Annotated in this window: 7 protein-coding genes; all 7 read right to left on the reverse strand. The window is 71.1% G+C overall.

The features are described 5' to 3' along the window. Positions 1 to 191: 191 nt before the first annotated feature. Positions 192 to 3,611: an Rne/Rng family ribonuclease gene (locus tag ACY45C_RS02745; RefSeq protein ID WP_462186102.1), complete on the reverse strand. Its 3,420-nt coding sequence runs from the start codon at positions 3,609 to 3,611 to the stop codon at positions 192 to 194. 437 nt (positions 3,612 to 4,048) lie between these two features. After that, the gene (locus tag ACY45C_RS02750) at positions 4,049 to 4,798 is read right to left on the reverse strand and encodes a TIGR03936 family radical SAM-associated protein (RefSeq protein WP_462186090.1); all 750 of its coding nucleotides are present in this window, start codon (positions 4,796 to 4,798) and stop codon (positions 4,049 to 4,051) included. Then, positions 4,782 to 6,821, reverse strand: coding sequence for a TIGR03960 family B12-binding radical SAM protein (locus ACY45C_RS02755; RefSeq protein ID WP_462186091.1), 2,040 nt, complete (start codon positions 6,819 to 6,821; stop codon positions 4,782 to 4,784). Before ACY45C_RS02755 ends, ACY45C_RS02750 begins: the two co-directional genes overlap by 17 nt. A gap of 89 nt (positions 6,822 to 6,910) precedes the next feature. Next, a complete protein-coding gene (gene rodA / locus ACY45C_RS02760; protein WP_462186092.1) occupies positions 6,911 to 8,146 on the reverse strand; it encodes a rod shape-determining protein RodA in 1,236 nt (411 codons plus the stop codon). A gap of 95 nt (positions 8,147 to 8,241) precedes the next feature. After that, positions 8,242 to 10,431: a penicillin-binding protein 2 gene (gene mrdA, locus ACY45C_RS02765; protein ID WP_462186093.1), complete on the reverse strand. Its 2,190-nt coding sequence runs from the start codon at positions 10,429 to 10,431 to the stop codon at positions 8,242 to 8,244. Then, positions 10,428 to 10,970, reverse strand: coding sequence for a rod shape-determining protein MreD (gene mreD / locus ACY45C_RS02770; protein ID WP_462186103.1), 543 nt, complete (start codon positions 10,968 to 10,970; stop codon positions 10,428 to 10,430). Before mreD ends, mrdA begins: the two co-directional genes overlap by 4 nt. A 5-nt stretch (positions 10,971 to 10,975) precedes the next feature. Then, entirely contained in the window at positions 10,976 to 11,941 is a 966-nt protein-coding gene (gene mreC / locus ACY45C_RS02775; RefSeq protein ID WP_462186094.1) for a rod shape-determining protein MreC, read from the reverse strand. Between the last annotated feature and the right edge of the window lie 2 nt (positions 11,942 to 11,943).

Consider the following 11,943-nt stretch of genomic DNA (forward strand, 5'->3'; position numbering starts at 1 on the left):
GCAGATGGGCGATCCAGGACGGGCCCGTCAGGCAGTCGAGGTAGCCCTGTCCCGTTCCCGGACCACCCTCGATCTGCTGCTGCGGGAGAATGCCGGCCGCGGGCTCGTGCGCCCGGGCCCGGCCGCCGGTCCGAGTCGGGCCGGGCCGACCGCCGCCTGAACGGCCGGTCCGGCTCTCCGCCAGGCCTCGATCAGCTCGGGGGCTCCGCCGAGCGCACGGACTCCAGCGACTCGGCCGGCTTGGACACCGGCCGGGAGGCCCGCCGCCGTCGGCTCCGGGCCGGTTTGCCCGCAGTGGGCAAGGCGTTGTCCGCGGTCGCGAGGCTGTCGGGATCATCGGAGTTGGCGTACACCGGCGGCAGGGCATCCTCGAAGCCGCCCGCGCCGGAGCCACCGCCGACGGGCACCTGCCCGTTCGACCCAGCTGGGGAGCCGGCTGCCACGGGTCCCGGGGCGGCGGCAGCCGCGGCCACGTCCGCCGGCCCTGCCGCACTGTCGGCCGCATGCGCGGGCACCGTATCCGCGGCGGTGACGCCCTCGCCAGCCATCGCACCCTCGCCAGCCGTCACGGCGACGTTCTCCGCGGCGCCAGGCGTCGATGATGCGACGGATCCGCCGGGTTCGCTGGATCCACCAGGTTCGCCGGACCCGGCGGACGCCTCGGATTCGGATACGGACGTGGGCCCGGCCGACGCGGCGGCGGCGATGATCGTGGGGTCATCGACGGCACGCGTGGACACGGCACGCGTGGACGAGGAGCGGGCCCGACGACCGGACCCGGGCCCCTCCGCCGGCGCGGGCGCGGGCACCGCCACCGGAGTCGGCTGACCGGCACCGGACACGATGGTCCCGCTCGGCACGCCGACTGCGGCGTGTGCACCGCTGCCGCCGTCGAGGTGGATGACCACCCCTCGGCCGTTGCAGTGCACGCACGGCTCGCTGTAAGCCTCCAGCAGGCCCTGCCCCACCCGCTTGCGGGTCATCTGGACCAGCCCGAGGCTGGTCACCTCGGCGACCTGGTGCCGGGTACGGTCCCGGCCAAGGCACTCGGTGAGCCGGCGCAGGACCAGTTCCCGGTTACTCTCCAGAACCATGTCAATGAAGTCGATGACGATGATGCCACCGATATCCCGCAGCCGCAGCTGACGGACGATCTCCTCGGCGGCCTCCAGGTTGTTCTTGGTGACCGTCTCCTCGAGATTGCCGCCCTTGCCGGTGAACTTGCCCGTGTTGACGTCGATGACCGTCATCGCCTCAGTCCGGTCGATGACGAGCGATCCACCCGAGGGCAGCCAGACCTTGCGGTCGAGGGCCTTGGCGAGCTGCTCGTCTACCCGGTACTCGGCGAAAACGTCACCGGTTCCGGTGTAGCGGCGGATCCGCGGCCGCAGATCGGGAGCCACTGTGTCGATGTACTCCTCGATCGTGGTGGCCTCACCTGAGCCCTGGACGACCAGCTCGGTGAAGTCCTCGTTGAAGATGTCCCGGATCACCCGGACGACCAGGTCCGGCTCGCCGTAGAGCAGCGAGGGCGCCGACGCCTTCTTCGCCTTGCGCTCGATGTCCTCCCACTGGGCGGCGAGCCGCTCGATGTCGCGTTCCAGCTCGGCCTCGCTGGCACCCTCGGCGGCGGTGCGCACGATGACCCCGCCGTCCTCGGGCGTGATTTTCTTCAGGATGCTCTTGAGCCGGGCTCGTTCGGTGTCCGGCAACTTGCGGCTGATCCCGGCGTTCTGCCCGTCCGGGACGAACACCAGGTACCGCCCCGGCAGGCTGATCTGGCTGGTGAGCCGCGCGCCCTTGTGCCCGATCGGATCCTTGGACACCTGGACCAGGACCGACTGGCCGGACTTGAGTACCTGCTCGATCTTGCGGGGCCGACCGTCCAGCCCGGAGGCGTCGTAGTTGACCTCGCCGGCATAGAGGACGGCATTGCGTCCTTTGCCGATGTCGACGAAGGCCGCCTCCATGCTGGCCAGCACGTTCTGCACTCGGCCGAGGTAGATGTTGCCCGCGTAGGACGCCGAGCTCGCCCGGGTCACGAAGTGCTCGACGAGTACCCCGTCCTCCAGCACGGCGATCTGGGTGCGGTCCCCCGCGTGGCGGACGACCATCCGGCGTTCGACTGACTCCCGCCGGGCCAGGAACTCCGCCTCGGTGACGATCGGCGGCCGACGCCGACCGCTGTCGCGACCCTCCCGGCGCCGCTGACGCTTGGCTTCCAGACGGGTGGACCCGCTCAGCCCCCGGACTAGGTCCTCGTCCTTGCGGGTCTCCCGGACGTGGACGACCGTGTTCGGCGGGTCGTCGGCGAGCGCCGGCTCGTCGCCGCCGCCGCGCCGCCGCCGCCGTCGGCGGCGGCGGGCCCCTCCCAGCCGGTCGTCCTCGTCCTCACCGTCACGCTCGGCGTTTTCCTCCGCCGCGCCGGGGGGCGTCTCGGCGCCCTCATCCGACGCGCCGGCCGGCACCGACCCGGTTCCCTGCCCGGCCGCGGACGAGCCGTCCGCACCGTCCGCGTCCTGCGCCACACCCTCGCGACCCGTGTCGTCCGCGGCCGCGACGCCGTCCTCCGGGCCGGACTCCACGCCGTCCTCGTCGCCCCGGGCCCGACCACGACCACGGCGACCACGGCGCCGACGGCGGGTGGAGGCCGAGCCGCCCCCGTCCGGGTCGTCGTCGAATTCGCTGTCCTCCTCGCCGCCCGCGAGGTCGCCCATCGTGTCAAGATCGGTCGTGTCGGGATCGGTGACCACGTCCGCCTCGTCCCGGGGATGAGCCGGTGCCTCGGCATGCTGCCGCTCGGCGGACGGGAACGCCGTGCCCGCCACGGAGTCCACCGCGGTGGCGGCGGATCCGAGTTCGGCGGCACGCCGCCAGCGAGCCTCCACGACCGCCGGTTCGGGAGCCTGGAAGGTCACCATGGCGACCGGTCGCCGGAGCACGGGACGGATCGCCGGCTCGACGACCAGCTCGTTATGGATCCCGGCCCAGGTCGGAGCGGTCGCCCGCCTGGCCTTTGTCACCGCGCTCCGGCTGCTGCCGACCTCGGGTTCGGCAGAGCTCGACTCAGCGGTCGACTCCCGGGCCACCGGCTCGGCGACGCCGGGCTCATCGGTCCCGGGCTGCGCGGACTCCGGTTCCGCGGGCCCGGGCGTGTCGGGAGCCGACACCATGGCGGCGGTCGAACCCGCGGGTACACCGACGGACCCGGTCGCACCGACATCCGGCATCGCCGGACCGAGGGCGGTCGCAGCGGCCGGGTCCGGCACCGCGGCAGCGGGCGTCATCAGTCCGGAGATGGCACGACGGGCCCTGGTCCGTTTCGGCTTCGCAGCGACGTCCGGCGATACGACGTCCCGCGACACCTCCTCGGCGGGAGGGGCATCCTCGGCGGGAGGGGCGACCGCCACCTCGGTCACCTCACGCACAGCGCGGCGGCTGCGTGCCACCCGGGCGCGCCGCGCCGGCACCGGTCCGGTGGCCTCCGCCGTGTCGTGCGGGGCCGGGATGACAGTGACGGATTCGACGGTGGCGGGTTTATCGACCGGAACTGGTTCGCCGACCGGGGTGGTCGAGGGAGCGTCGGCTTCGGCGGTATCCGCCGGTTCCATCCTGGCCCTGGTGGAGCCGCGGGCCGTCCGGGCGCGGGTAGTCGAACCAGCGTCCCGGCGCCGGCGCCGGCCCTCGGCCTGCGCCGAGGGCGCGTCGCCGGAGGTCTCATCTGGAAGGGGCCCGCCCGGGACCTGGGCGACGGCCGGGTCCGGAACCGGATTCCCGGCTGGCGCCACATCGGTCACGCTCGGCCCGGCGGTGACATGCTCATCGACGGGTGGGCCTGCCGCTCGTCCCGCGGCCCTGCGCCTACGCGCTGCCGGTCGGGTGGGCTCAGATTCAGTCTGGATAGTCAGATCGTCGTCGGGCACGGGTTAAGAAGCCTCTCGGGCTCCCGGGCGCGCTGCTCATGCAGTCGCGACCGCGCAGAAGCCGCTGTCTCGGTCCGGCGCGGGTACCGCCGGGAATCCTGCGACGCCCTGCAACACGCTGAGGTTCAACCCACCAGCCGGCCAGCGCCGTTGCGGTCCTGCGCCAGCGGGTCCGCCACAGTGCCGTTCTCACGCAGTCGGCCCTGTTCGAGCCGGGTGGACTCGGGCGGCACCGACGAGCGCAGGCCGGCTACCACGCCTAGGGCGGTCAGCACGTCGTCTGGTCGTACAGCGGGCGTCGTGTGCCGCACGACCATCTCTAGTATCGCACACGTGTCGTTCTCTGCGCGGCAAACGGCGGAGACCACTGCCGCGCGCACATCGAACCGTCGCCGGCCGTCCTTCGTCGCCCGCTCAACTTCGACCATGTCGCGGCGCAACAGCTCCCGCACGGCGGCGGAGACCTCCGGAGCTGAGGCACCCGGCAACCGTACCGACCACCGCGAGGCGTCGATCCGCTCGGCGAGGCCGCCGCCTTCCGCCCGGCGGCACGCGAGCACGTCCAGCCCCGGCGGAAGAACGGCGTCCAGGCCGACCCGCAGCGCATCCGGATCGACCGAGGCCGCCAGGGCCAGCTCGACGTATTCGGCCTCACTGGCCGCCCCGGTCGGCGCGGCGCCCAGCCACGAGATCCGCGGATGCGGACTGAATCCCGCCGAATAGGCCATCGGGACCCCGGCTCGGCGCAACGCGCGCTCGAACGTGCGCGCCACGTCCCGATGTGAGAGGAATCTCAGCCGGCCCCGCTTCGCGAAACGAAGTCGCACCCGTTCGACCACCGGCGGAGGCGGCGGTCCCTCAGGTCGCCGCGCCACTGCCCACCGGAGCCGGGGCGAGCCGCGACGCGGTCGCGGGATCGGGTTGAACGGCTGGCTGCGGTCGCTCGGCCTGCCCGGACCCGGGGCCCTGGAGGTTCGACACCGCAAGCACGGGGAGCAGTCGACGTCCGGTCGGGCCGATCTGGGTGTCGGTGCCCATCGTCGGGCAGACCCCGCAGTCGTAGCAGGGTGTCCAGCGACAGTCATCGAGCTCATTCCCGCTCAGCGATTCCTGCCAGTCGGCCCACAGCCAGTCCCGGTCGAGGCCCGCGTCGAGGTGATCCCAGGCCAGCACCTCGCGTTCGTCACGCTCGCGGGTGGTGAACCAGTCCAGCGACACCCCCAGCGGTCCGAGCTCCGCCGCGCACGCGGACTCCCAGCGTTCGAACGAGAAGTACTCGTTCCAGCCGTCGAAGCGGCCACCGTCCCGCCAGACCCGTTCGATCACCGCACCCACCCGGCGGTCACCGCGAGCCAGCAGGCCCTCGATGATGCCTGGCCGACCGTCGTGGTAACGGAAACCGATCGCCCGACCCACCTCACGATCGGCGCGCACGGCATCACGGAGCAGCTTCAGCCGAGCGTCGGTCACCTCGTGCGGCGCCTGCCCCGCCCACTGAAACGGGGTGTGCGGCTTGGGCACGAACCCGCCGATCGACACGGTGCAGCGGATGTCGCGCTGCCCGCTGACCCGCCGACCGGCCCGGATGACCTCCCGGGCGAGGTCGGCGATCTCCAGCACGTCTTCGTCGGTCTCGGTCGGCAGGCCGCACATGAAATAGAGCTTCACCTGCCGCCAGCCGTGAGCGTAAGCGGTGCTGACGGTGCGGACCAGGTCCTCGGCACTGACCATCTTGTTGATGACCCGGCGCAGCCGCTCGGAACCGCCCTCAGGGGCGAAGGTCAGCCCGCTACGCCGGCCGTTACGGGAGAACTCGTTCGCGAGCGTGACGTTGAAGGCGTCCACCCGGGTGGACGGCAGGCTCAACGAGACGTTGGTGCCCTCGTACCGGTCGGCGAGACCGGTGGCGATCTCGCCGATCTCGGTGTGGTCCGCGCTCGACAACGACAGCAGGCCGACCTCGGAGAATCCCGTCGCGCGCAGCCCCGCGTCGACCATCGCACCGATGGTGGCGATGTTACGCTCACGCACCGGACGGGTGATCATCCCGGCCTGGCAGAACCGGCAGCCCCGGGTGCAGCCGCGGAAGATCTCCACGCTCATCCGCCCGTGCACCGTCTCGGCGAGCGGGACCAGCGGAGCCTTCGGATACGGCCAGGAGTCGAGATCGGACAGCGTGTGCTTGCTCGGCCGGACCGGCACGTCGTCCCGGTTGCGGGTGACCGACCGAATACGGCCGTCGGGCCGGTAGGAGACGTCGTAGAACGCCGGCACGTACACCAGGCGCCGACGGGCCAGCCAGTGCAACAGCTCGCCCCGGCCACCGGGACTCCCGGCCGCCTTCCAGGCGCGAACCACGTCGGTGATGCCCAGCACGGCCTGCTCGCCGTCGCCGAGCACGACGGCGTCGACGAACGTGGCGATCGGCTCGGGATTGAAGGCGGCATGCCCCCCCGCGATGACCAGCGGATCAGCGTCGGTGCGCTCGGCCGCGTGCAACGAGATCCCGGCAAGATCGAGTGCCGTCAGCAGGTTGGTATACCCGAGCTCGGTGGCGAAACTGATGCCCAACAGGTCGAAATCGCCCACCGCGCGGTGGGCGTCCACCGTGAACTGCGGCAGCCCGTGCTCGCGCAGCAACGCTTCCAGGTCCGGCCACACCGAGTAGGTGCGCTCGGCGAGCACATCCGGCTGCTCGTTGAGGATCTCGTACAGAATCTGCAGCCCCTGGTTGGGCAGGCCGATCTCGTAGGCGTCCGGATACATCAGGCACCAGCGGACGGCAGCGGAGTCCCAGGGTTTGACCGTGGAGTTGCCCTCGCCTCCAACGTACTGCACGGGCCTTCGCACCCGCGGGAGCAGCGGCTCCAGGCGAGCGAACAGCGACTGTCCGGACATGCATGCGAGCCTACGGCACGCGCCAGGTCCACCTCGACGCTCGGCCGGCCCGGGAAACGCGGCCGGGCGGGAAGTGCAGCCGGGCGGACTCAGGAGGCATACGGGTCCGATCGGGATCGCAGCCGCACGTTCTGCAGGAGCCCGACAGCGATCATGTTTGCGAACATCGACGAACCGCCGTAGGAGAGAAAAGGCAACGGCAGGCCGGTGACCGGCATGATGCCCAGGCACATGCCGATGTTGACGAACGCCTGGAAGGTGAACCAGGAGACGACCCCGGTGGCGACGAGCGTGCCGAAGGAGTCCTGCGAGTCGAAGCCGATTGACAGGGCCCGCCACAGAACCACGCCGAGCAGCACGATGATTCCGCCAGCCCCGAGGTATCCCAGTTCCTCCCCCGCGACACTGAACACGAAGTCTGTCTGCTGCTCGGGGACGAACTGGCCCTGGGTCTGCTGGCCGTGCAGCAGGCCCCGTCCGGAGATTCCGCCGTTGGCGATCGCGATCATCGCCTGGTCGACGTTGTAGCCCGTGCCGGACGATGCCTTGTTCTCGGAGACGAACGAGGTCAGCCGGGCCTCCTGATACGGCTTCAGGAGGTGGAACTGGAGGATCGCGCCGCCGAACAGCACACCGCAGAGGATCAGCCCCAGCACCCATCGGCGCGGCGCGCCGCTGACCGCCAGCATGCCGAGGGTGGTGAAGACCAGAACCATGACGGTACCGAAGTCCGGCTGCAACATGATCAAGCCGGTCGGGACCACGGTGAGCCCGAGCACGAGCAGCACGTCACCGTGGCCGGGGGCGCCGCGCCGGACTCCCGTGTGCCGGTCCTCGTGTTTCTCACCGAAGATCATCGCCACGCCGACCACGAGCGCCACCTTGGCGAACTCGGACGGCTGCAGCTGGAAGCCGGCAGGCAGCACAATCCACGAGTGCGCGCCGTTGATCGTCGAACCGAACGGGAGTACCGCGACGAGCCCGACGAGCGAGCCGAGATAGACGAAGGGCGCGTAGGCCCGCACCGCCCGGTAGTCGATGACGGTCGCAACCGCGCCGAGCACCAGCCCGATGGCCAGGTTCAGCAGGTGCCGATCGAGGAAGGTGTTGGGATCACTGCCCGCCTCGCTGAGCCGCTGGCGGGTCGCCGACCAGACCAGCAGAGCACCGAGAACGGACAACGCGATGACGCAGAGCTGCAGCGGCCAGTCGAGCCGGCGCAGCGGCGAGTGGGGTCCGGAAGCCCTCTCCCGCAGGTGCCCGATCCGCCCCCGGATGGGCACCGGAGACGATCGAAGTGCGGTGGGTCCCGCTTCGTCTACCACTGCGCCTCCCGCCACCACCGTCACGCCGACGCGACATTCACATCCTGGGCTCCCACCTCATCCCGAGGCCCCGCCCTCACGGCACAAGGTGGCCGTCAGGGTGGCGCCCGGCCCGTCGCCGTCGCGCCCGCGCCGCTGGTACCGGACAGGGGGCCGGCCAGGATCGGCGCCGATCCGGCCGGCGATGTCGGCGTCGCGGGGGCGGGCTGCGGTGACGACGCCGCGATCGTCCCGTCCCGGTTGATCTTCGGCGGCTCGGCCGGCGGTTTCCCACCCGGCATCGCCGCCGGCCGGCCGACACCGTAGATCGCCTGGTAGATCTGCTTGGCCACCGGAGCCGCGAACTCCGCGCCGGTCCCGGAGTCCGGGATGGTGACCACGACGGCGAACTGGGGGTCGTTCGCCGGCGCGAAGGAGGCGAACCAGGAGGTGTCCCCCTTGCCCTCGACCTCGGCGGTTCCGGTCTTTGCCGCGATCGGGACGACGTCGCTCGGCCAGTCCGCGAAGACGCCGGTGGCGGTGCCCCCGCCCTCCGTCGTCACCCCCCGCAGGCTGTCCCGGATGTAAGCAAGGTTCTCCGGTGAGACCGGCAGCGTCCCGGCCCGGCGCGGCGCGAAGGTCCTGACGACCTTGCCGTCCGGAGACACGGTGGCCTTGGCGAGGGTGGGCTTGTACAGGGTGCCGCCGTTGGCGATGGCCGCATAGGCGACGGCGAGCTGCAGCGGGCTCAGCGACAGGTACTGGCCCTGGCCGATCGCGAACTGGGCAGCGGCACCGGCGTTGTACAGATAGCCGTCGACGCACGCCTCGGCGGCGTACTTGCGGTACCGCTCGGCCTTGGCCGGGTCGGGCTCCTCCGGGTAGCCGTTCTTGGCCCGCCGGCAGTAGGAGTCCTTGAGCTCCGCCCAGATCGCCTTGGCGCCGGCGCGGTCGACGACGAAGCCCCGCGTTTCGCCGGGCAGGTCCAGCCCGGTGGTCCGGCCCAAGCCCATCGCCTGGGCCATCCTGACAAAGTACTCTTTCGGGGCGGAATAGGGCCCACGGCCGTTGCGCAGCCCGCCGTCCGCGAGCCAGGCGTCGTAGGCGAACTTGTCGAAGATGACGTCACAGGAGATGACCAGCGCCTGGTGCAGGATGATCGGACCGGCCGACTGGCCGTCGAAGTTGTGGAAGACCTGGTCACCGATCTGCAGGCTGGGCGCGCAGTCGTAGAGGTCGTTCCCCTTGGCGCCCAGGTTCTGCAAGGCGACGGCGGCGGAGATGGCCTTGAAGGTGGAGCCGGCCGCCCCCGACCCCTGGTAGGCCCGCGAGAGCAGCGGGATGCCGTTCGCGGGATCGGACAGCGCCCGGTAGTCGTTCTCCGAGACCCCGCCGACGAAGACCGACGGGTCGTAGGACGGCAGGCTCGCCATCGCGACCACCCCGCCGGTGCGCACGTCCAGCACGACCGCGGAAGCGGTGCGCGGGCCGCCCCCGAGCTTGTTGATCGTGTCCGTCAGCGCCTGCTCGACCGCCTGCTGCACGTCGAGGTCAAGGTTGAGCACCAGGTGGTCACCGCTGAGCGGCGCGGTGGTCGACGCGGTACCGGCCACCCGGCCGAACCGGTCCACCTCCAGGCGTTCCACCCCGTCGGTGCCGCGCAGCTCGTCGTCATAGGTGCTCTCCAGGCCGGCAACGCCGATCAGGCTGTTGAGGTGGTAGCCCTTCTCATCCCCCTGCTTGTCGAGCTGGTCCTGACTGACCGGCGCGAGATAGCCCAGCTCGTGCGCGGCCAGCGCGCCATGCGGGTACTCGCGGACGGCCTGCAGGTCGGCGGAGACGCCGGGGAAGCGGTCGGGATGTTCGATGACGGCGAGGGCCTGCTGCGGGCTGACGTCCTTGGCGACCGGTACCGGCTGGTAGGGCGATCCGTTCCAGCAGGGCGGCTTCACCTGGGCGCTACAGAACCGGATCCGCCGGGCGAGCTCGTCCACGGGGGTGCCGATCACCGCGGCGAGGCGGGCGAGGACGGCCTGGCCCTGGTCGGCCTGCCGATCCGTGGTCGACCGGTTCACCGAGATGACCAGCGACGTACGGTTGCGGACGAGGGCCTGCCCCTTATCGTCAAGGATCATCCCCCGGGTCGCGGGCGTCACCACCTCGCGGACCCGGTTGGTCTCGGCGACCCGGCGGTACCGGTCACCGTCCAGGATCTGGAGTACCCACAGCCGCGCGCCGAGTGTGATGAGCAGGGAAACGACCAGCACGCGCAGCAGCAGGACGCGGACCCGCACCCGGTCGTTCATCGCGACTCCCGCCGCCGACCGCCGGCCAGCCGCCGGGAGCCTGCGAGCAGCAACGGGAACAGGAACGGGGTGAGCAGGAGGGCGTAGACGCCGGCCGCCAACGCCCGCAGCACAGCCTGACCTCCCGTCAACGCCGCCTCACCGAGGATCGAGGTGGTGGCGGCGTACCCGAGAGTGCCCAGCACACTCGCCCCACCGATCGCCGCCAGGGGAACCACCACCGACCGCTCCGCCGCATCCATCGCCAGTCCGGCAGCGTAACCGATCAGACACAAAACGAGAGCAGTCTGACCGAGAACATGAGTGGAGGACAGATCGGCCAGCAATCCCGCCACGAAGCCGGCGACCGCGCCGAGCAGCGGCCCCTCGATCAGCGCGATCGCCGCCAACAGGACGAGCATGAGGTCGAGCCGGCCGCCGGGCAGGCTCAACCGGGCAATCACGGAGACCTGGAAGATCAGGGCGACGGTCAGGAGCACGACCGCGGCCACGACGGCGCGCCCGCGCAGGGTCTCCTCAGAGCCGGCGGTGCCCCACATCACGCTCAACCCGCTCCGCCCCGGACACCGGATGCCGCCCCGGCCGGTGATCCCTCCACCGGCGACCCGGCAGTGGGGGACGGCGGGGCCGGCGGGACAAGCGCAGCCGGCTCGGTCGGCACCGGCCTGGGCTTCAGTACCCGGTCGCCGGGGTCAGCCGGTGGCTTGCCAACCACCACTCCGACCAGGTCCGGAGTGCCGACCGACGCGTACGGTCTGACCTCGGCGGTCCGCGACAGACCATCGACGTCGGTGACCTTGGTGACTGCACCGATCGGGACGCCGGCGACGTAGTCGAGGCTGCCAAAGGTGACCAGCCGATCGCCCTTCTGCACCCGGTACGAGGCGTCGTACAGCGTGAAGGTCAACGTGCTTGGTCCCTGCCCACCGACCACGGCACCGAGCAGCTGGGTGCGTTCGAGCCGGGCTCCGATGTGACTGCCCGGGTCGCAGGCCAGCCGGACGATTGCGGTGTGCTCGGTCACGCCGGACACCGTGCCGACCAGCCCGTCGGCATTGAGCACGGTCTTGTCGACCACGATGCCGTCGGCCCTGCCGGCGTTGATGGTGACGGTCCAGTCCGTCCCCGTCACGTCACCGACCGCAATCACCTTTGCCGGCACGACGGTGTACTGGCCCTTATCTGCCAGCAAACGAAGATCTGCGAGTTCGGTTGACATCCGGCCGATCTCGGTGTCGTCGGCGATCTGGCGGCGCAGGCGGGCGTTCTCCTCCGCGAGTCGGTCCGCCCGGTCGTGATAGCGGTTCGGGTGCGTCAGGGAGGAGACGGTCCGGCCGATCGGGCGGGTGACCGTCGTAACGCCGTTCTCGACCCCCCCGAAGATCGAGTGCAGGACCCCGCGTGCTCCGGTGGCCGATCTCCCGGTCCGGTAGTCCAGGGTGATCAGGGTGAAGGCGACGATGAGCAGGGCGACGATCACCAGGCGGGATCGCCTCGTGCCACGGCCCACAA

The organism is Frankia sp. CcWB2 (assembly GCF_977927585.1).

What these genes read in the sequence shown, in the direction of transcription:
- ACY45C_RS02745 (WP_462186102.1), bottom strand. Translation starts at nt 3,611, where the DNA reads ATGGAACCGGCGGATACCGCCGAAGCCGACGCTCCCTCGACCACCCCG.
- ACY45C_RS02755 (WP_462186091.1), bottom strand. Translation starts at nt 6,821, where the DNA reads ATGTCCGGACAGTCGCTGTTCGCTCGCCTGGAGCCGCTGCTCCCGCGG.
- mrdA (WP_462186093.1), bottom strand. Translation starts at nt 10,431, where the DNA reads ATGAACGACCGGGTGCGGGTCCGCGTCCTGCTGCTGCGCGTGCTGGTC.
- mreD (WP_462186103.1), bottom strand. Translation starts at nt 10,970, where the DNA reads ATGTGGGGCACCGCCGGCTCTGAGGAGACCCTGCGCGGGCGCGCCGTC.